This window comes from Caulobacter endophyticus (assembly GCF_003116815.1).
Lineage (GTDB): Bacteria > Pseudomonadota > Alphaproteobacteria > Caulobacterales > Caulobacteraceae > Caulobacter > Caulobacter endophyticus.
In genome coordinates this window covers 140,128-160,523 of sequence record NZ_QDKQ01000023.1, presented here as the reverse complement: position 1 = coordinate 160,523, position 20,396 = coordinate 140,128, and the positions used below count along the sequence as shown (strand labels likewise).

Sequence of the window (20,396 nt, the reverse complement as noted above, 5' to 3'; positions counted from 1 at the left end):
TTTCGCCGAACGCCGGGGATCCACGCTGCTCTATCCCCATAACCAGGAACCTCCCCCTGTGGGGGAGGCGATCGCGAAGCGATCGGTGGGGGGAGTTGGTGCGAGGCTGGCGAGCGCCTCGGAAGCTGAAAAAGCCCCCCCTCCGGCCCTTCGGGCCACCTCCCCCAGAGGGGGAGGATTTGGAGACCGGCCTTCCGCGCCTCTACGGATTTGAAACCCGGGCTGCCCAGGCGTAAACCGGCCGCATGAACGCGCACGTTTCCCCCGAATCCGCCGCGCCGGCCGCTCCCGCCGACGAAACCTGGACCGTCGCAGGTCGCACCTTCAGCTCGCGCCTGATCGTGGGCACGGGCAAGTACAAGGACTATGCGACCAACGCCGCCGCCGCCCGCGCGGCCGGGGCCGAGATCGTCACCGTGGCCGTGCGCCGCGTGAACCTGACCGATCCGAGCCAGCCGCTGCTGGTCGACTACATCAAGCCGACCGAGTTCACCTATCTGCCCAACACGGCGGGCTGCTTCACTGGCGAGGACGCCGTGCGCACCCTGCGACTGGCCCGCGAGGCTGGCGGCTGGGACCTGGTGAAGCTGGAGGTTCTGTCCGACCCCAAGACCTTGTTCCCGGACATGGAAGAGACCCTGCGGTCGCTGAAGCTGCTGGTCGCCGACGGGTTCCAGGTGATGGTCTATTGCTCGGACGATCCGGTCTACGCCAAGAAACTGGAAGAGGCCGGCGCGGTGGCGATCATGCCGCTGGGCGCGCCGATCGGCTCGGGCCTGGGCATCCAGAACCGGGTCAACCTGCGGATCATCGTCGAGAACGCCAAGGTGCCTGTGCTGGTCGACGCTGGCGTCGGCACGGCCTCGGACGCGGCGATCGGCATGGAGCTGGGCTGCGACGCCATCCTGATGAACACCGCCATCGCCGAGGCCAAGGACCCGATCCGCATGGCCAAGGCCATGAAGCACGCGGTGATCGCCGGTCGCGAGGCCTATCTGGCCGGCCGGATGCAGAAGCGTCTGTACGCCGATCCGAGCTCGCCGCTGGCGGGGCTGATCTAGAAACCCGACCTTTCGTCAGCCCGGCTCTCCGCTACGCTGCGGCCGGGATGACGATGGAGGGGCGGGCAGGGGCGAAGCTGGCCAAGTCAGCGGAAGCTGAAAACGCCCCCCCTCCGTCCGCTTCGCGGACACCTCCCTCATAGGGGGAGGATCTTTGCTTCAGGCCTTGAAGTCGACCAGCACGCCCTTCTTTTCCTCGGCCTGCTGGGTGACCTCGTCCTTGATCATCTGCTTGATCTTGGCTTCCAGCTTTTCACGTTCCTTGGGGTCCATCGCCGCGACCTCCTCCTCGGTCACGCCGAGCTTGCCGAGGATGGCCGCGCGCATCTTCTCGGCGGGCGACTTGGCGGCGTAGTCGTACAGTTCCTGGCGGGCCGAGCCGTCGCTGACGCCCGAGAACGCCGGCGCGAAGGTCGAGGTCGCGCCGTCGACGCGGCTGGCCGCGTTCGCCGACATCGTCGCCCAGGAATTGGAACCGGAGATAAGCATGAGAACTCCCGCCGCTGATCTGGCGGGAGGTGCAAAGCAACCGCCGTGCAAGCGGGGCTCGCACGGCGGTTTCCAAAGATATCAACATGTTGCGACGTCGTGTCGCGGGGCGCGATGGGGCGGAGCGGCAAAGCTTGCCGCGCCGTTTCAACCGCCGGGCGATCCTTGCCGCCTGGCCGGCCCTCTTGGTCAGCCCTTCTTCCTGGCGGCGATGCGGGCTTCCTCGATGGCCAGGTTCAGGGCCTTCATGTCGGCGCCGGGGATCATCTTGTCGCCGACCACGAAGGCCGGGGTGCCTTCGATGTGCAGCGCCTGGGCCAGGCCCTGGACATCCTTCAGCTGCTGGGTGACGCCCTCGGCGGCGCCGGCCGCGCGGGCCTTCTCGACGTCGACGCCGGCGGCCTTGGCGATGCGGGCGATGGCGGCCTCATCCAGGCTCTTCTCGGCCATCATGCCCTTGTAGACCGGCAGGGTCTTGCCCTGGGCCTGGGCGCCGATGGCCATGCGGGCGGCCAGTTCGGATTCGCGGCCGAAGATCACGAATTCCTTGAAAACGAAGCGGACGTCGGGGTTCTTCTCGATGATCTCGACCACCTGCGGCGCGGCGATCTTGCAGTAGCCGCACTTGTAGTCGAAGAACTCGGTGACCGTGATCGTGCCGTTCGGATTGGCCACGAAGTCGCGCGGATCGCGCTCGATGGCCTGGCGGTGCCGCTCGATCGCGCCCTGCGACTTGGAGGCGGCCTCGGCCATCTGCTTTTCCTGCAGCTTGGCGCTGACCTCGATCAGCACCTCGGGGTGCTCCAGCAGGTAGGCGCGGACCTTCTTGCCGAATTCCTCGTCGCTCTTGGGCTGGCTGCAGGCGGCCATGCCGGTCGTCAGGACGAGGGCCGCGGCGGCCAGGGCGAGGGAGCGGCGAAGGGGCATTCGGATCTCGGTCTTTCAGGATTCGTCGATCAGGGATTGGAGACCGTCAGGCCTTCCTTGGCCAGGGCCTTGAGGTCCTGGTCGCTGGGGCGGGAGGCCAGCACGATGTCGGTGGCGCGCCGCCAGTCGGGCGTGTCCTTCTTCAGGAGCTCGCGGGCCCGCATGGCGAACACCCGGGCCTCCTGCACGGCGCCCAGGTTGAAGTACTGCTCGGCGGTGGCCAGGCGGGCCTCGCCGTCCTTGCCCTGCTTGTCGTAGGCCTGGGCCATCAGGCGCCAGGCGACGGCGTTGTCGCTCTCGTTGATCAGGGCGCGCTTGAGCTCGCCGATGCCTTCCTCGATCTTCTTGGGATCATCGAGGCCGATCAGGGTCTGGCCGAGATTGATGCGCAGCAGGGCCGCGTCGGGCTTGAGCGCCACCGAGCGGCGCTGGGGCTCCTCGGCCTGGGCCACGCGGTTGAACTCGAACAGGATCTGGCCCTTGAGCTCCCAGAGGTAGGGGTTCTTGTCGTTCTCGGCGATCAGGTCGTCGAGGATCTTCAGGGCCCGGTCGGGCTCCTTCATCTGGTAGTAGGCGATCGAGCGGGCGTAGCGGGCCGGGAAGCTGCGGTCGGTCTCGCGGTACTTGATCAGGGCCGTCTGGGGATTGATGAACCCTTCCAGCTTGGCCTTCATGATCTCGTGCTCGGCCAGCTCGTCGGGGCTGTCGACGGCGTCGTAGTGCGGCAGGCGCTCGACCTTGGCCCGCAGGGCCTCGATGCGGTCGGACGACAGCGGGTGGCTGCGGAAATACGCAAAGCGCCGCGATTGGTCGAAGACCTCCTGGTAGCGGAAGTTGTCGAAGAACTCGACAAGGCCGCGGCCCGACTGGCCGGTGGCCTCCAGGAAGTTGGCGCCGGCCTGGTCGGCGCGGGACTCCTGTTCGCGGCTGTAGCCCAGCGCGCCCAGGGTGCCGAAATAGCTGGCGTTGCCCATCAGCACCGCGCCGGCGTCGGGCGCGCCGGCCAGGGCCGCCAGGACGCCTAGGCCCATCGTCAGGATCATCGGCTTGAGGCCGGCCTTCATCATCTCGTCCGAGCGCAGCGGGTGGGCGCCGGCGAGGTGGCCGGTCTCGTGGGCGATGACCCCCTTGAGCTGGTTGGGGGTCTCGGTCTGCAGGATCAGGCCGGTGTTGAGGCCCATCATCAGGCCCTGGGTGGCGAAGGCGTTCAGTTCCTTGTCGCCGACCAGCAGGATGCGGACGGTCTTGGGATCAAGGCCGGCCGCCGCGTAGATCGGGTCGGAATCGCGGTGCAGAATCTCTTCGATCTCGGTGTCACGGATCAGCGACAGGCCCTGGGCGTTGGCCGCGATCGGGGCGGCAGCGGAGGCCAGCAGGGCGAGGGCGGAAAGGCCGGCGCCGAACGTCTTGCCGACGGTCCTCTTGCGGGACGTCATCGATGGTCTCCTGGTCGCGCCCCCACGCCGTCTTGCAGTCTAGCGCGCGAGAAGCGCGGCTGGAAATCGCCAGGGCGTGGCTTGTCTAGGAGGGGATATAGGCGCGAACCGCGGCGACGCCATGGCGCCGCCGCGGTCCTTTGCGGTCGGATCAGCCGCGACGCCACCAGCCGCGCTTGGGCGTGGCGGGCTTGTCGCCGATCTCGTTCGGATCGGGCTCGGCCGCGACGGGCGCGGGTTCGGCTTGGACCACCGTTTCCACCGGCGCCGGAGCCGCTTCCACCACGACCGGCTCGGGAGCCGGTTCCGGAGCGATCTCGACATCAGCGGCGACGAGCGGAGCGGTCTCGGCGACCACTTCGGCCAGGGCCTGAGCGTGGTCGGCCGCGGCTTCGATCGCCTCGGCGGTCTCGACCTGGGCGGCCTCGACCTCGGTCTCGGCGGCGGCCTTGCGGCTGCGGCTGCGCGAGCGGCGCGGCTTCTTGGCCGGGGCGGCTTCTTCCGGCGTCGGCAGTTCGACCCAGACGTCGGCGGGCGGGCCTTCGATCACCGGCGGCTCGAGCACCAGCGGCGCGACGTCCTCGACCACGACCGGCGCGATCGGGGTCTCGGCGGCGGGCTGGCGGTCACGGCCGCCGCGACGGCGGTCGCGACGTTCCGAGCGCTCGGCGCGTTCCGGGCGTTCGGCGGCCTCGGGGCGCTCCTGGCGCTCAGCGCGGTCCTGACGCTCGGCGCGGTCCGGGCGCTCGCCGCGATCACGACGGCCTTCGCCGCCACGGGCTTCGAGGGCCTCCGGGTCGTGCCAGACATAGGGATTGTCGCCGAACGGAACGCGCGGACGGTTCCAGACATAGACGTCGGCGGCGCGATCGCCGTCCTCGCGACCCCCGCGGCGACCGCCGCGACGGCCACGGCGGCGGCGACGGCGGCGCGAATCCTCGTCATCGCCGTCAGCGTCGGCCTCGGCGTCGAATTCGCCGCCTTCAGCGTCTTCGGTGGGTTCGTCCGAGGTTTCCTCGTCGCGGCGGCCACGACGGCGACGCTTGTTGCGGCGACCGCCGCGATCGTCGTCCGAGCGGGCCTTGCGGGGCGCTTCGTCCTCGTCTTCGTCCTCGTCGCCGTCTTCGGCGATGATTTCTTCTTCCTCGTCTTCGTCCTCGTCGTCGAAGACGTCGTCGAACACCGGATCGGGCTCGTAGGCGATGGCCGGCGGCGCGATGCGGTCGCCCAGTTCGGTGCGCTCGATCTCATGCTCGGCTTGGCGCAGGCCGTCGTCGACCAGCACGGTGACGAACACGCCGTGGTTCAGCTGCAGGCGCTGCAGGTAGGCGCGCTTTTCGTTGAGGATGTAGATGCCGACGGCGCGGCTGACCTTCAGGGTCACGGCGCCGCTGCCCTTCAGGGCCTCGACCTCGACGCCGCGCAGGGCGGCCAGGGCGCTGGACTCGACCGAGCGTACGCGGCCGGTGCCTTCGCAGTGTTCGCAGACGTGGGTGGTGCCTTCCAGCACGCCGGTGCGGCGACGCTGGCGGCTGATCTCCATCAGGCCAAAGCCCGAGATCTTGCCCATCTGGATGCGGGCGCGGTCATCCTTGAGGGCGTCCTTGAGGACCTTCTCGACCGTGCGGTTGTTCTTGGCTTCATCCATGTCGATGAAGTCGATGACGATCAGGCCGGCCAGATCGCGCAGGCGCAGCTGGCGGGCGGCTTCCTCGGCCGCCTCGATGTTGGTCTTGAGGGCGGTGGCCTCGATGTTGCGCTCGCGCGTGGCCTTGCCCGAGTTGACGTCGATGGCGACGAGCGCCTCGGTCTGGTTGATCACCAGATAGCCGCCCGAACGCAGCGGGACGACCGGCGAGTAGATCTGCGCCAGGTGGTCCTCGATGCGGTTCTTGACGAACAGCGGCGTGGCTTCGCGGTACGGGAAGACCTTCTTGGCCTGGCTGGGCATCAGCATGCGCATGAAGTCGCGCGCTTCGCGGTAGCCGGCCTCGCCCTCGACCCAGATGCCGTCGAGGTCCTTGTCGTACATGTCGCGGATGGCGCGCTTGACGAGGTCTTCCTCCTCGTAGATCAGCGCCGGAGCGACCGAGTGCAGCGTGTTGTCGCGGATGTTCTCCCACAGACGCAGCAGGTATTCGTAGTCGCGCTTGACCTCGGCCTTGGTGCGCTTGGCGCCGGCCGTGCGGACGATCAGCCCCATGCCCTGCGGCACGTCCAGGCTCTGCACCACGCTCTTGAGGCGCTTGCGGTCGGTCACGGCCGTGATCTTGCGGCTGATGCCGCCGCCGCGGGCGGTGTTGGGCATCAGGACGCCGTAACGGCCGGCCAGCGACAGGTAGGTGGTCAGGGCCGCGCCCTTGTTGCCGCGCTCTTCCTTGACGACCTGAACCAGCATGATCTGCCGGCGGCGGATCACTTCCTGGATCTTGTACTTGCGCATCAGGCGGCGCTTGCGGCGCGCCAGTTCCTCTTCGACGTCGTCTTCGTCGTCGTCGATGGCGTGATCGTTGCTGTCGTCCTCGTCCTCGCCGCCGGTGGCGCGGCGCGAGATCGGGGTGTCGTCCTCGTCGTCGTGCGAATCATCGCGCATCAGCGCTTCGCGGTCGGCGACCGGGATCTGGTAGTAGTCCGGATGGATCTCGTTGAAGGCGAGGAAACCGTGACGGTTGCCGCCGTACTCGATGAACGCAGCCTGGAGGCTGGGCTCAACGCGGGTCACCTTGGCGAGATAGATATTTCCACGAAGTTGTTTGCGGGTCTGGCTCTCGAAATCGAATTCTTCAACCCGCGAACCGTCCACGACCACCACACGCGTCTCTTCGGCGTGGGCGGCGTCGATCAACATCTTCTTCGACATACAGGGAATCTCCACGGCGCGCGGCGGGCGCGAAGCCCGGGCGCCGATATGAAAGGAGGGCGCGCGCATCGCAGACCGCGACTTCGCCGGAGCGACGTTCGAAGGGCGGTTGCCAGAGGCGATCGGGTGCGGCGCAGCCCATGGGGTTTCGTTTGTTTCCTTTGACGCGCCGAATGGCGCGGATCGGATGACGCGTCGTCGCCGGGAACGGCCAGGACCCGACGCGGGCCCTTTTGGGCTCTGGCCGTCGAGACATCCGTCCCGCGCCGACCGTCGCCCGCAAACTCCAAAGTCCGGCGGTTCCGGCATGAGGGCGCTATGGACGCGTCCGACATTTGGGAACCACTCACGCAGGGCGCCATGTCTGACGACGTCGCTCCGCGCACGGCGCCACTTTAGCAACATCGGAAGACAAATGAAAAGCGCCGTGGAGCAACCGGCGAAATTGATGAAGTCGACGGTTTCCTTAACGGTTTCTCTACCCGCCCCGGGCGATATCCGTCATTGGTTTTTCAGGTAACGCCATTGGCTGGGCGGTAATGCGTAAGGTGGTCATCGGAGCAGCGAGAACGGGTTGGGCGAAGGCGGCCTTGATCGTCGGCGCGCTGGCGCTCGCCGGCGTGGCCGTCGCGACCGTCCAGGGCCCCGCGCCCGCCGCCGGCGTGCAGAAGGTCCGCTTCGGCGGCGACCGCGCCGAGACCCGAGTCGTCATCGACCTGGATCGCGCGGCCGTCGGCAAGCTGATCGGCGACGGCGCCGCGGCCAACCGGGTCGTGGTGGGCCTGCCCAATGTGACGGTTTCCGGCGACCTGCAGGGCGCGGGCCATGGCCTCGTCGACCGCTGGGTCATCGACGAGGCCGCCGGCGGCGCGCGCCTGTCGCTCGATCTGTCCTCCAAGGCCGTCGTCAAGCGCCGCTTCCTGCTGCCGCCCGCCGACGGCGCGACCGCCTTCCGCTATGTGATCGACCTGGCCGCCAGCGATCCGGCCTCGGCCGGCTCGGCCGTCATGCGCCCGACCACCGTCTCGACCCCGGCCAAGCCCTCGGCGCTGAAGCTGAAGAAGACGATCGTCATCGACGCCGGCCACGGCGGCAAGGATCCCGGCTCTGCCGGCGCCAACACCAACGAGAAGGACGTCACCCTGGCCGCGGCCAAGGCGCTGAAGGCCAAGCTGGAGAAATCCGGCCGCTTCATCGTCGTGCTGACCCGCGACACCGACACCTTCATCCCGCTGGAATCGCGTGTGCAGATCGCCCGCCGCTCCGACGCGGACCTGTTCATCTCTCTTCATGCCGACTCCGGGCCCGACGTCGGCACCCGCGGCGCCAGCGTCTACACCCTGTCGGAAAAGGGCGCCGAGCGCGCCGCGCGGGTGCTGGAAAAGGACGACTGGCTGATGAAGGCCAGCCTGCCGGGGCGTGACCGCGCGGTCGGCCAGATCCTGCTGGACCTGTCGCAGCGCGCCACCAAGAACCGCTCGGCCGCCTTCGCCGAGACCTTGCTGGAAAAGGTCGGCGACGAAACCGTTCTGCTGCGCCGCAGCCACCGCGACGCCGGCTTCATCGTGCTTCTGGCGCCTGACGTGCCAGCGGTGCTGCTGGAAATGGGCTTCATGACCAATCTCGAGGACGAGAAGCTCCTGAAAAGCCCTGCCGGCCGCGAACGCCTGATGGGCGCGGTCGCCAGCTCGATCGAAAGCTACTTCGCCGCCCAGACCCGGATCAGCGCTCGCTGAGGCCTTTCCTGCGCAACGCGGCAGCGGGAGATCAACAAGTCAAAACCAATCGTCATTCCGGAAGCCTCGAAGAGGCTATCCGGGACCCAGGGGGACCGGGCGCGGCATCTGGCCGCCCGCTCCATAGCGGTTGCCTGCGCGCTGCGGTGGCCCCTGGGTCCCGGCTCTGCGCTTCGCTGAGCCTGTCCTCGGGCGCGCTTCGCGCGACCCGGGGGGCCGGGATGACGATGTTTGGTGTTGGTCGAGCGGCCGGGTTCGGGGCGTACGTACGGAGCTTCGAGGTCGTGGTGCGGCGGGCAGGGGCGTTGGCGCCTCGCCCGATGCGGGTTACAGCCATCCTCTGGATGATTTGAGCGTGCGCATGTCGCGGCGCTCGACGGAGGCCGTGTGGACTTGAAGCCCGCCGAAAGATGGATCGCCATAGCCGGCGTCGCGGTGCTGTCGACGATCGCGGTGGCGGGTTTCGCCATCGCCATCTATGCCGCGTGGCTGTTCCACGACATGCCGGACGCTGGCGAACTGCAGGACTATCGTCCGCCGACCGCGACGCGCGTCTATGCCTGGGACGGCACCCTGATCGGCGAATACTCGAAAGAGCGCCGGATCTTCGTCCCCTACGACCAGATCCCGCCACAGCTGGCCCAAGCCTTCATGGCCGCCGAGGACCGCAACTTCTTCAAGCATGGGGGCGTCGACGTCGGCGGCTTCTCGCGCGCCATGCTCAAGAACGTCGGCAACGCCATGCGCGGCCGTCGCCTGGAAGGCGGCTCGACGATCACCCAGCAGGTGGCCAAGAACGTTCTGCTGACCAGCGACGCGACCGTCGGCCGCAAGTTCAAGGAAGCGATCCTGGCGCGGCGCCTGGAGCAGTCGCTCGACAAGCAGCAGATCCTGGAGCTGTACCTCAACGAGATCTGGCTGGGTTACCGTTCGTTCGGCGTCGGCGCGGCCGCCTACAACTATTTCGGCAAGTCGCTGCCGGAGCTGTCGCTGTCGGAAGCGGCCTATCTGGCGGCCCTGCCCAAGGGGCCCGACAACTACCACCCGATCCGCAACAAGGCCAAGGCCATCGCCCGCCGCAACTGGATCCTCGACCAGATGGCCGACCTGGGCTGGGTCAGCCGCGCCGAGGCCGAGAAGGCCAAGGCAGAGGACCTGGTGGTGCAGCCCGCGCCCAAGCGCGCGGCCTATGCCGACGCCGACTACTTCGTGGAAGAAGTGCGCCAGCGCGGCATGGCGACCCTGGGCGACCGGATCAGCGAGGGCGGCTATTACATGCGCACCACGCTGGACCCGACGCTGCAGACGGCGGCGCGGGCCTCGCTGATGGACGGCTTGGAAAAGTACGATCGCCGCCACGGCTGGCGCGGGGCCTGGGGCCATGTCGAGAGCCTCGACGAGGGCTGGGAGAAGGCTGCGGCCGCCAAGCGTCCGCCTTCGGAACGCCGGGGCTGGCGCGCGGCCGTGGTCACTTCGGCCGGCGGCGGGGTGCGTCTGGTCAAGGACGAGGGAGAGGGGAGCCTCACCGGTGAAGACATCGCCTGGGCCAAGGCCGGCAAGGGCCTGAAGGTCGGCGACCTGGTGTTCGTCGAGCAGGTGGCCGGAACCTCGTCCTACCGCCTCAAGCAGGTGCCGGCGGTCAACGGAGCCCTGGTGGCTATCGAACCCTATACCGGCCGCGTGGTGGCCCTGGTGGGCGGCTATTCGTTCTCGCTGTCGAACTTCAACCGGGCCACCCAGGCGATGCGCCAGCCCGGCTCGTCGTTCAAGCCGTTCGTCTACGCCACCGCGCTGGAGAACGGCTACACGCCCGCCAGCGTGATCCTGGACAGCGCCATCACCTTCAAGGGCGCCAACGGCCAGGACTGGAGCCCGGAGAACTACGAGAAGAAGTTCTACGGCGCCCTGCCGCTGCGCAAGGGCCTGGAGCGGTCGGTCAACGCCATGACCGTACGCCTGGCCCAGGGCGTGGGCATGAAGAAGATCATCGAGATGTCCAAGAAGACCGGCGTCACGCGCGACATGGCGCCGGTGCTGGCCATGGCGCTCGGGGCCGGCGAGACGACGCCGTTCAAGATCACGGCCGCCTATGCGCCGTTCGCCAATGGCGGCCGCCGCATCGAGCCGCACCTGATCGAACTGGTGCAGGACCGCGAGGGCAAGGTGATCTTCCGCGCCGACAAGCGCGACTGCCCGCGCTGCACCGCCGGCTTCAACGGCGACGAGAGCCCGCGCGTCACCGCGCCGGGCGAGCAGGTGATGGACCCGGTGACGGCCTACCAGATCACCTCGATGCTGCAGGGGGTGGTCCAGCGCGGCACCGCCGCCTCGGTCAGCCAGCTGGGCTATCCGCTGGCCGGCAAGACCGGCACGACCAACGAGTACCGCAGCGCCTGGTTCATCGGCTATTCGCCCGACCTGATCGTCGGCGTGTTCGTGGGCTTCGACGACAACCGCTCGCTCGGCGCGGGCGAGACGGGCTCGCAGGACGCCGTGCCGGTGTTCATCGACTTCATGAAGGTGGCGCTGAAGGACAAGCCCAAGACCGACTTCAAGCCGCCGAAGACCGCCAAGTTCGCCATGGTGCGCGGCATCCGCGAGGCCTTCCGCCCGGGCACCGAGCCCAAGGTGGCGGTCCCCACGCCGACTGGCGGGCCGATCTCCTATGGCGACGCCTGGCCTAATGGCGTGCCGACCGGCCAGCCTTCGCCGTCCGAGCCGCAGCCCAAGCAGCAGCCGAAGGCGCCAGACATCAGCGGGCTTTACTAGACCCGGCGCGGTTGCGCCGACGCCTTGTTGAAGTAGGAAGAAGAGCCGGCGCGGTTGCGCCGACTCCGGGCGCGGGCTATGTCCCGCGCCCTTCACCTTGTGTCACGGAGTTACGTGATGAGACCGGATGTCGAGGCCGCCGCGGCCGACATCGAGCAGTCCGTTGGACTGCTCAGGAGGCGTCTTTGACTGGGATGTCGCCCTTAGAAAACTCGATGAACTGAACGCGCGGGTCGAAGACCCGACGCTATGGGATCGCCCGACCGAGGCCCAGGCTGTGTCGCGCGAGCGCGCCAACCTGGCCGCCAAGGTCGAGGCCGTCCAAAGCATCGAACGCGACGTCAAGGACGCGCTCGAATACGCCGAGCTGGCCGACATGGAGTCCGACGAGGATTCCCTGAACGACGCCCGCGCCCAGCTGAAGGCCATCAAGGAACGCGCTGCACGCGCGGAACTCGAAGCCCTGCTGTCGGGCGAGGCCGACGGCAACGACGCCTATGTCGAAATCAACTCCGGCGCCGGCGGCACCGAGTCGTGCGACTGGGCCGGGATCCTGCTGCGGATGTACACCCGCTGGGCCAACGCCCACGGCATGACCACCGAGCTGGTCGAAGAGACCGATGGCGACCAGGCCGGCATCAAGTCGGCCACGCTGCTGGTCAAGGGTCCCAACGCCTATGGCTGGCTGAAGACCGAGGCCGGGGTGCATCGCCTGGTGCGCATCAGCCCGTATGACTCGAGCGCCCGTCGTCACACCTCGTTCGCCTCGGCCTGGGTGTATCCGGTGATCGACGACACGATCGAGATCGAGATCAATCCGGCCGACGTGCGCACCGACACCTACCGCGCCTCGGGCGCTGGCGGTCAGCACATCAACAAGACCGACTCGGCCGTGCGCCTGACGCACGCCCCGACCGGGATCGTGGTGGCCTGCCAGTCGGGCCGTTCGCAGCACCAGAACCGCGACGAAGCGTGGAAGATGCTGCGCGCGCGCCTTTACGAGGCCGAACTGCAGAAGCGTGAAGCCGCCCAGCAGGCGCTGCACGACCAGAAGACCGATATCGGCTGGGGTCACCAGATCCGGTCGTACGTCCTGCAGCCGTACCAGATGGTCAAGGATCTGCGCACCAACGTCGAAACCTCCGACACGGCCGGCGTTCTGGACGGCGATCTCGACGCCTTCATGGGCGCCTCGCTGGCCCAGCGGGTCGGCGCGACGCGGGACAGCGCCGAGGGCTGAAGCCTTTCGGTGACGCCTGAAACGACGAACGCCCCGGAGTGATCCGGGGCGTTTTCTTTGTCGGGCGGCTTCAGGAGAGGCGGGGCGGATCGCGGAAGAAGGCGTCAGCCGCCATTTCTTCGGGCGGGGCGCCGGGGGCGGGGTTCTTCACGCGGCTCGCCAGCCATATGAACAGCGGCGTTTCCAGCAGGAAAATCCCGCCGCTGAGGAGGTCCCAGGGCGGGGCGGTGTCGAGAAGCGCCATCCAGGCCCAGCCGGCGAGGCCCGAGGTGGCCAGGACTGTCACAAGCAGAAGCGCGATCCAGGCATAGGCCCGACCGCGCCGGAAGCGGCCGCGCCGCCGCAGAGATGCGCGCCATCCCATCTGCGGAGACGGCCAAGGCAAGGCCTTACCCGACCGGCTTGGCCGTCAGGGTCAGGTCGGCGACCGGAGCGGGCGCTACGGCCACCGGAGCGGCCTGCGGCGGGGCCTGGCGCTGGAACTTCAGGCTGCGGCCCTGGAAGAAGGCGCCGGTTTCCATGGCCAGCTGTTCGTGGGTGATGTCGCCGTCGACATAGGCGGTGCCGTAGAGACGGACCTGCTTGGCGGTGATCGCGCCGACCACGCGGCCGCGGATCTCGACGGCCTCGGCGTAGACGCCGCCCTCGACGTGGCCGGTCTCGCCGACGGTCAGGCGGCCGACGCGGACGTCGCCGCGCACCACGCCGTCGATCTGCAGTTCGCCGTCGCCGCTGACGCCGCCCTCGATGGTGATGTCCGAGGAGATCAGCGAGGCCACGCGCGGCGGGGCCTTGCGGATCTGGTCGACGGGGGCCGCGGCCGGAAGGGGCAGGGGCTCGATCTGGACGGGGGTCTTGGACCCCTTAGCCGGCTTGCTGAACATACTCGCCTGCCTTGAGGAAGCGGTTGGGGTTCTGGGCGCGACCGTTGACCCAGACCTCGTAGTGGAGGTGCGGGCCGGTGGAGCGGCCGGTGGAGCCCATGGCGCCGACGCGCTGGCCGATCACCACGCGCTGGCCGACGCGCACGGCGATGCCCTGCAGGTGCGCGTAGCGGGTCTTGAAGCCGCCGCCATGGTCGATCTCGACGGTGTTGCCATAGCCCGACCGCACGCCGGTGAACGAGATGACGCCCGGGGCGGTGGCCATGATCGGCGTATAGAAGGCGCCGGGGAAATCCAGGCCCGAATGGAAGGCCGGGCGGTGCGTGAACGGGTCGAAGCGGACGCCGTAGCTGCTCGACAGGGCCGGGTTGGCGGTCGGGCGGTTGAACGGCAGGCGCTGGGCCGCGCTGCTGAGCGAGCGCATGTCCGACATGTCGCTGGCGGCGCGATGGATGCGGGCGGCGAATTCCTCGTCGACGTCGAGCACGGCGGCCAGCGCGCGGGGATCCTTGGCCTCGATCAGCGGGCCGCCCAGCGAAGCGCCGCGGCCGGTGAAGCTTCCGGCGTCCAGGCCCGCCATCCGCATGGCCAGGCGCAGGCGCTCGGCCCGGCTCTTGGCGAAGCCCTCGGCGGCGTCGATCAGGCGCTCCTGGTCCATGCGGGTGGCCTGGATGCGCTCGACCGGCGAGGCGTCGGCCAGGGCGGGCTTGCTGACGGACAGGGCCTGGGCGGCGCCCGGCGCGCCCTTGAAGTCGCTGACCAGCATGGCAAGCGCGGCGTGGCGCTTCTCGACCGACATGGCCAGGTCGTCGAGCGAGCCGCTGGTGGCCGACAGCTGGGCGACGGCGCTGTTCAGGCGCGCCTGGCGGTCGGCGTTGAGCCGCTCGTAATAGGCCTTCTGCTTGAGGACGACCTGGTCGGTCTGGCTGACGGCCAGGGCGTTGACCAGCATGGCGGCCGTGCAGACGCCCATCCAGAGCGCCGCGGCGCCGACGCTGGCCGCGCAGGCCAGCTGCTTGTTGGTCGACAGGACGTAGCCGCGCATCTCGCCGCCGGAGCGGACATACAGATGGCGTTCGGGAAACAGACCTTCGAGGGTCTTACGCAGGCGGTGAAAATGCGCGATCGCCATACCCAGGAAACCCCCCAGTTTTCAAGGTCTGGGGGATATGCAACGAGAAAGCGGAAATGCGCAAGACTCTTCGCACCTGCGAAGGCGCGGATGGCCATGTTTCGACCATGAACCCGCGTCGATTAACCCGACACGAACGGGCTGGCTACACGTGACGCGCGAGAAGTGGCCGAAAAGCGAGCCTTTGCGGCTCCGGCGCCACAGTGGGGCTTGCACTCAGCCCTTCAGGCCCTGGGCGGCCTTCAGCACGGCCTTGACGTGGCCGGGGACCTTCACCTTGCGCCAGACCTCGCGGACGACGCCTTCGCGGTCGATCAGGAAGGTCGAGCGGTCGATGCCCATGTACTTGCGGCCGTACATGCTTTTCTCGACCCACGAGCCGTAGGCCTCGACGGTTTCGCCAAGCGTGTCGGAGCCGAGCTCGACGGTCAGGTCGTGCTTCTTGCGAAACTTGCCGTGGCTGGCGGCGCTGTCCTTCGACACGCCGATGACCACCGCCCCGGCCTTGGCGAATTCCTCGACCTCGGCCGAGAACTGCAGGGCTTCCGATGTGCAGCCGGTCGTGTCGTCCTTCGGATAGAAGTAGAGCACGACGTTCTTGCCCTTCAGCTCCGAGAGGCTGACGCGGCCGGTGTCGGTGGGCAGGTCGAAGTCGGGGGCCTTGTCGCCGGGGTTCAGCATCGAAGTTTCTCCAACAAGCGGGCCCAACATCACGTCACGGGCTTGGAACGCGTCATCCCGGAGCGGCCGCGACCGATCCGGGATGACGATACTCAATAGCTTCGCCGTCCGGTTAAACCGGTTTGACGAGCACGATCTTCTTCTTGCCCTGGCTGAGCTTGACGACGCCGTCGAGCAGGTCGGCGTTGGTCACCAGGCGGTCGCCGTCCTTCTCCTGAGCGTCGTTGAGGCGCAGGCCGCCGCCCTGGGCCAGGCGACGGGCCTCGCCGCGCGAGGCGGTCAGGCCGATGTCGGTGGCCAGCACGGCCAGGGCCACGCCCTCGGCCAGCACCGAGGCGGCGATCTCGACCGTCGGCAGGTCGGCCGACAGCTCGCCCTGCTCGAAGGCCTTCTCGGCCGTGGCGCGGGCGGTCTTGGCGGCTTCGTCGCCGTGGACCAGACGGGTGGCCTCGTCGGCCAGCACCTTCTTGGCGTCGTTGATCTGCGCGCCTTCGAGCGCTTCCAGTTCGGCGATCTTCTCCAGCGGCAGGTCGGTGAACAGCCTCAGGAAGCGGCCCACGTCGGCATCCTCGGTATTGCGCCAGAACTGCCAGTAATCGTACGGCGACAGGGCGTCGGCGTTGAGCCAGACGGCGCCGGCGGCGGTCTTGCCCATCTTGGCGCCCGAGGCCGTGGTCAGCAGCGGCGTGGTCAGGCCGAAGGCGGCCTTCTGGTCGACGCGGCGGGTCAGCTCGACGCCATTGAGGATGTTGCCCCACTGGTCAGAGCCGCCCATCTGCAGAACGCAGCCGTACTTGCGGTTCAGCTCCAGGAAGTCGGTGGCCTGCATCAGCATGTAGTTGAATTCGAGGAAGGTCATCGGCTGCTCGCGCTCGAGGCGCAGCTTCACCGAGTCGAAGGTCAGCATGCGGTTGATCGTGAAGTGCACGCCATAGTCGCGCAGGAACTGCACGTAGCCGAGCTTCGAAAGCCACTCGTCGTTGTCGACCATCACCGCGTCGGTGGGGCCCTCGCCGAAGGTCAGGAAGTTGGAGAACACCTTCTTGATGCCGTCGATGTTCGACTGGATCTGCTCGTCGGTGAGCAGCGGGCGCTGGGTGTCCTTGAAGGTGGGGTCGCCCACGCGGGTGGTGCCGCCGCCCATCAGGACGATCGGCTTGTGGCCGGCCTGCTGCAGGCGGCGCAGCATCATGATCTGGATCAGGTGGCCGACGTGCAGCGACGGGGCGGTGGCGTCGAAGCCGATGTAGGCGGTGATCGCGCCGGCGGCGGCCGCGGCGTCCAGCTCGTCCGGATGGGTGATCTGGTGGATGTAGCCGCGGCTCTGCATGGTCTGCAGGAATTCGGACTTGAAGCTCTGCGGCGCGGACATGGCTCGACTCTCTGTATCGCTGGCTCGCGCGTCTAGCACGGGCGAGGCGGTCTGTGGCGAGGGTTTCATCGATAGTCTCCTTGAAGGCTGCGGGCCGGAGACGTCGTCTTGGAGGGAGAAGGACGCATCGCCGGCCAGGTGGCGGTGCGTCGACATGACCGGTCGTGCGCCCGCTAGATCAGCGGGCGATAATAGGCGCGGGCACGGAGGGCCTTGGCGGTCATGGGGCCTAGCTACCCGAGGCGCGCCGTGGCAGTCAACGACCCCATGCGCATTCTCGGATTCATGACCGGCACCTCGCTCGACGCCGTCGACATGGCGGTGCTCGACACCGACGGCGAGGCGATCCAGGGCTTTGGCCCCAGCGGCGAACGCAAACTGCGCGAGGACACCCGCGCCGTCCTGCTGGAAGCCACCCGTCAGGCCTTGGCCTGGAAGCGGGGTGAGCCGGAGCCGGCGATCTTCGACTACGCCCGCTTCGAGGTGGCCGAGGAGCACTTCCACGCCGGCCAGAGCTTCCTGGCCGAGCACGGCTTGGCCTGGAGCGACTTCGAGCTGCTGGGCGTGCATGGCCAGACAGTGCTGCACGAGCGCCCCACGGCTGAGCGCGTAGGCCGGACGGTGCAACTGCTCGACGCCGAACGCCTGGCGCGGCTGACGGGAAGACCGGTGGCCTTCGACTTCCGCACCGCCGACGTGGCGGCCGGCGGGGAGGGCGCGCCGCTGGCGCCGATCTATCACGAGGCCAGGGCCCGGGCCTCGGGGCTGGCCGCGCCGGTGGCGGCGCTGAACATCGGCGGGGTGGCCAACATCACCCTGATCGGCGCGGACGGAAGCCTGCTGGCCTTCGACACCGGCCCCGGCAACGGCATGATCGACCTGATGCTGCAGGAGCGCGGGCTGGGCCGTTTCGACGAGGGCGGCCGTCTGGCGGCGGCGGGCGCGGTGGACGAGGTTGCGCTGAACAGCCTGCTGGCCAGCGCCTATTTCGCAGCGCCTGCGCCCAAGTCGCTGGACCGTTACGACTTCTCGCTGGATGCGGTGGCGCACCTGTCGGCGCAGGACGCGGCCGCGACCCTGGTGGCCTTTACCGCGGCGGCCGTGCTCAAGGCCTTCGACAAGAACGACGCCCCGCCCAGCGCCCTGATCGTCTGCGGCGGCGGGCGGCATAACCCCCAGATCATGGCGGCCCTGGCCGAGCGGATTCCAGTGCCGGTCAAGGCGGCCGAGGATTACGGCTGGCGCGGCGACGCCATCGAGGCCGAGGCGTTCGCGTATCTGGCGGCCCGCACGGCGCGGGGGCTGCCGATCAGCTTTCCGGGGACGACGGGGGTGGCGCAGGCGATGACGGGCGGGAGGATTGTGATGCCGTGATCCTTCTCCCTGGAGGGAGAAGGTGGCGGCCGAAGGCCGTCGGATGAGGGGTTAGGGACCGAGGATGGCGTGCCGGCACTCCGTCAAACAGCGTAACCCCTCACCCTCCCACGCTTCGCGCGGGCCCCTCCCTCTCCCTATGGGAGAGGGTAATCAGTGCAGCTTCAGCCGTCCCGCCACGCGCTGCTGCAGCAGCCGCGCCAGGGCCAGGGTGATGGTCTTGCCGACGCCGAGGATGGCCTTGTGGTGGGCCAGGTGCAGCGAGACGTAGAACCACTTGGCCACCAGGCCCTCGATGAAGAAGTTGGGGCCGCCGAGGCCGCCCATCAGGGCGCCGACGCCCTTGTTCTCGCCCAGCGAAACCAGCGAGCCGAAGTCCTTGTAGACATAGGGCTCCTCGACCCGCGCCTGACGCAGGCGGGCCAGCAGCACCTTGGCCAGGTAGCTGGCCTGCTGGTGGGCGGCCTGGGCGCGGGCCGGCACGAGCTTGCCGTCCTTCCACGGGCAGGCGGCGCAATCGCCCAGGGCCCATACGCCCGGCGCGGAGGTCTCCAGCCGGTCGTTGACCACGAACTGGTTCAGGCGATTGGTCTCCAGGCCAAGCTCAACATTGCTGTCGGCGGCCTTCACGCCGGCGGCCCAGACGATCAGGTCGGCCGGGATGTCGCCGACGCTGGTTTCCAGCCGGTCGGGATGGACGGCGATGACCTTGGCGCCGGTGCGCACGCGCACCCCCTTGCGCTCCAGGGCGACGGTCGCCTGGGCCGAGGTCTTCTCGGGCAGGCCGCCGAGAATGCGCGGGGCGGCCTCGACGATGGTGATGTCGAGACGGAAGCGCTGCTCGACGCCCAGACTCTCCAGCAACTCGCGATGGGCCTCCAGCAGTTCGGCCGACAGCTCCACGCCGGTGGCGCCGCCGCCGACGATGGCCACGCCCATGGTGCGCTCGGGCGCGAACGAGGCCTTCATGAAGGCGGCCAGCAGGCGGGTGTGGAAGGCCTCGGCGTCTTCGGTGCGCTCCAGCAGGTGGGCGGTCTGCGCGCCAGGCGTGCCGAACAGGTTGGAGCCGCTGCCGATGGCGATCACGCCCCAGGTGAAGGTGATCGAGCGCTCGGGAACGAGCACCGCGCCGTCCTTGCTGGTGATGGCCTTCAGCGTCAGGCGCTTGGCGACGGGGTCCAGGCCCGACAGCTCGCCAAGATGGAAGCTGAAATGGTTGGCGCGACCGAGGATCGGGTAGGACAGCCCTTCCTGGTGAACATCGAGCGTGCCGGCCGCCACCTCGTGCAGGCTGGGCTTCCAGATATGGAAGCCGGAGCGGTCGATCAGCAGGACGCGCTCCTTGCCCTCGCGGCGCCCGAGCTTTCGCCCGAGCTGGGCCGCCAGCTCCAAGCCGCCCGCGCCGCCGCCGACGATGACGATGTCGTAGTGCATGGCAGGCGATCTCCGCTGATAGCGATACCTACGGTCTTAGAACTTTGCGGCGGGGCTGTCTCGCAGTTGCGAAGGGGGCGATGGGGATTGGTAGGATTCTCTCCGCCTTCCCCGTATTCGCCTCCCTGGGCCTCGTGCCTAGGATCATGCCGGCAACAGCTCAGATCGTGGCCCTGCTTGCTCGATCTGAGCGGCGGAACGATGGGTCCTCGGCGAAAGGCCGAGGAAGGCGGAATAGGTTAGCCGGGGGAGGGGGGCGAGCGCCAAACAAAAAGCCCGCCCTCGTCGCCGAGAGCGGGCTCTTCGAACCTCGAAACCGTCCGGCCCTACGGGATCGGATTGGCTTCCAGGCGCTTGTCGATATAGCCGCCGACCGTCTGCTCGACGAAGGGGAGGTGCTCGGCCCAGAAGTGGGTGGCCTTGTCGACGACTTCGTAGTCGATGACGATGCCCTTCTGGGTGCGCAGCTTGGAGACGACGCGCTCGACTTCCACCGGCGGCACGACGGTGTCGGCGCCGCCCGTCAGGATCAGGCCCGAGGCCGGGCAGGGGGCCAGGAAGCTGAAGTCGTACATGTTGGTCGGCGGCGACACCGAGATGAAGCCGTCGGTTTCCGGACGGCGCATCAGGAGCTGCATGCCGATATAGGCGCCGAAGCTGTAGCCGGCGACCCAGGTCTGCGCGGCGGCGGGGTTGTTGGCCTGCAGCCAGTCGAGCGCGGTCGCCGCGTCGGCCAGCTCACCGATGCCGCTGTCGAACTCGCCCTGGCTGCGGCCGACGCCGCGGAAGTTGAAGCGCAGGGTCGCGAAGCCGCGCTTCATGAACAGGTGGTACAGCTGCACCGACACCGGATGATTCATGTGGCCGCCGGCCTTGGGGTGCGGGTGCAGGATCAGCGCGATCGGTGCATTGTCCGTCTTGCCCGGCGAGTAGCGGCCTTCGATACGGCCAGCGGCGCCGGTCAAAATCACGTCAGGCATTCATATCCCCGTCACGAGTTG

At 68.4% G+C, this 20,396-nt stretch carries 16 protein-coding genes and 1 pseudogene; 6 read left to right on the top strand and 11 right to left on the bottom strand.

What is annotated here, in order from left to right:
* The first annotated feature begins 245 nt into the window (after window positions 1-245).
* Window positions 246-1,061 carry a thiazole synthase gene (locus DDF67_RS04860; RefSeq protein WP_109099798.1) on the top strand — a complete coding sequence of 272 codons (816 nt, stop codon included), beginning with the start codon at window positions 246-248 and terminating at the stop codon, window positions 1,059-1,061.
* 159 nt (window positions 1,062-1,220) lie between these two features.
* On the opposite strand, the gene DDF67_RS04855 is transcribed toward DDF67_RS04860, so the two are convergent.
* The 4 genes from DDF67_RS04855 to DDF67_RS04840 all read right to left on the bottom strand — a co-directional run bounded on the left by DDF67_RS04855 (window position 1,221) and on the right by DDF67_RS04840 (window position 6,773).
* Complete coding sequence (locus DDF67_RS04855; RefSeq protein ID WP_109099797.1) at window positions 1,221-1,550, bottom strand: hypothetical protein; 330 nt, start codon at window positions 1,548-1,550, stop codon at window positions 1,221-1,223.
* 189 nt (window positions 1,551-1,739) lie between these two features.
* Complete coding sequence (locus DDF67_RS04850; protein ID WP_109099796.1) at window positions 1,740-2,477, bottom strand: DsbA family protein; 738 nt, start codon at window positions 2,475-2,477, stop codon at window positions 1,740-1,742.
* 29 nt (window positions 2,478-2,506) lie between these two features.
* Window positions 2,507-3,913 carry a M48 family metalloprotease gene (locus DDF67_RS04845; protein ID WP_109099795.1) on the bottom strand — a complete coding sequence of 469 codons (1,407 nt, stop codon included), beginning with the start codon at window positions 3,911-3,913 and terminating at the stop codon, window positions 2,507-2,509.
* 151 nt (window positions 3,914-4,064) lie between these two features.
* Window positions 4,065-6,773 carry an Rne/Rng family ribonuclease gene (locus tag DDF67_RS04840; protein ID WP_109099794.1) on the bottom strand — a complete coding sequence of 903 codons (2,709 nt, stop codon included), beginning with the start codon at window positions 6,771-6,773 and terminating at the stop codon, window positions 4,065-4,067.
* 539 nt (window positions 6,774-7,312) lie between these two features.
* Here DDF67_RS04840 and DDF67_RS04830 point away from each other — a divergent pair.
* From DDF67_RS04830 to prfB, 3 genes are all read left to right on the top strand, one after another.
* Window positions 7,313-8,509: an N-acetylmuramoyl-L-alanine amidase family protein gene (locus tag DDF67_RS04830; protein WP_109099793.1), complete on the top strand. Its 1,197-nt coding sequence runs from the start codon at window positions 7,313-7,315 to the stop codon at window positions 8,507-8,509.
* A gap of 387 nt (window positions 8,510-8,896) precedes the next feature.
* Window positions 8,897-11,278, top strand: a complete 2,382-nt coding sequence (locus tag DDF67_RS04825; RefSeq protein WP_109099792.1) for a penicillin-binding protein 1A — start codon at window positions 8,897-8,899, stop codon at window positions 11,276-11,278.
* A gap of 117 nt (window positions 11,279-11,395) precedes the next feature.
* Window positions 11,396-12,518 (top strand): peptide chain release factor 2 gene (prfB, locus tag DDF67_RS04820; protein WP_109099791.1). Its coding sequence is split into 2 segments (ribosomal slippage): window positions 11,396-11,464 and window positions 11,466-12,518, totalling 1,122 coding nucleotides; the frame shifts between segments, so codons are not numbered across the junction.
* A 70-nt stretch (window positions 12,519-12,588) separates the two neighbouring features.
* Here the strand turns inward: prfB and DDF67_RS04815 are convergent.
* From DDF67_RS04815 to tyrS, 5 genes are all read right to left on the bottom strand, one after another.
* Window positions 12,589-12,804 (bottom strand): hypothetical protein, encoded by a 216-nt coding sequence (locus tag DDF67_RS04815; protein ID WP_146197955.1) that lies wholly within the window; start codon window positions 12,802-12,804, stop codon window positions 12,589-12,591.
* A 103-nt stretch (window positions 12,805-12,907) separates the two neighbouring features.
* On the bottom strand, window positions 12,908-13,402 hold the full coding sequence (locus DDF67_RS04810; protein WP_109099789.1) for a bactofilin family protein: 495 nt from the start codon (window positions 13,400-13,402) through the stop codon (window positions 12,908-12,910).
* Window positions 13,383-14,534: a peptidoglycan DD-metalloendopeptidase family protein gene (locus tag DDF67_RS04805; RefSeq protein WP_109099788.1), complete on the bottom strand. Its 1,152-nt coding sequence runs from the start codon at window positions 14,532-14,534 to the stop codon at window positions 13,383-13,385. The genes DDF67_RS04810 and DDF67_RS04805 overlap by 20 nt, the downstream gene beginning before the upstream one ends.
* Before the next feature lie 216 nt (window positions 14,535-14,750).
* Complete coding sequence (locus DDF67_RS04800) at window positions 14,751-15,215, bottom strand: peroxiredoxin (RefSeq protein ID WP_109099787.1); 465 nt, start codon at window positions 15,213-15,215, stop codon at window positions 14,751-14,753.
* Window positions 15,216-15,327: 112 nt separating this feature from the next.
* Window positions 15,328-16,656: a tyrosine--tRNA ligase gene (gene tyrS, locus DDF67_RS04795; protein WP_199229151.1), complete on the bottom strand. Its 1,329-nt coding sequence runs from the start codon at window positions 16,654-16,656 to the stop codon at window positions 15,328-15,330.
* A gap of 198 nt (window positions 16,657-16,854) precedes the next feature.
* On the opposite strand from tyrS, the gene DDF67_RS04790 reads away from it, so the two are divergent.
* Window positions 16,855-17,961 carry an anhydro-N-acetylmuramic acid kinase gene (locus tag DDF67_RS04790; protein WP_199229150.1) on the top strand — a complete coding sequence of 369 codons (1,107 nt, stop codon included), beginning with the start codon at window positions 16,855-16,857 and terminating at the stop codon, window positions 17,959-17,961.
* A gap of 68 nt (window positions 17,962-18,029) precedes the next feature.
* Window positions 18,030-18,111 (top strand): annotated as a pseudogene (locus DDF67_RS26380) (hypothetical protein); the annotation flags it as partial.
* Between the two features lie 3 nt (window positions 18,112-18,114).
* Here DDF67_RS26380 and DDF67_RS04785 read toward each other — a convergent pair.
* Together DDF67_RS04785 and DDF67_RS04780 are read right to left on the bottom strand one after the other, a co-directional pair.
* Window positions 18,115-19,395: an NAD(P)/FAD-dependent oxidoreductase gene (locus DDF67_RS04785; protein WP_109099784.1), complete on the bottom strand. Its 1,281-nt coding sequence runs from the start codon at window positions 19,393-19,395 to the stop codon at window positions 18,115-18,117.
* 326 nt (window positions 19,396-19,721) lie between these two features.
* Window positions 19,722-20,375, bottom strand: coding sequence for an alpha/beta hydrolase (locus tag DDF67_RS04780; RefSeq protein WP_058348333.1), 654 nt, complete (start codon window positions 20,373-20,375; stop codon window positions 19,722-19,724).
* Between the last annotated feature and the right edge of the window lie 21 nt (window positions 20,376-20,396).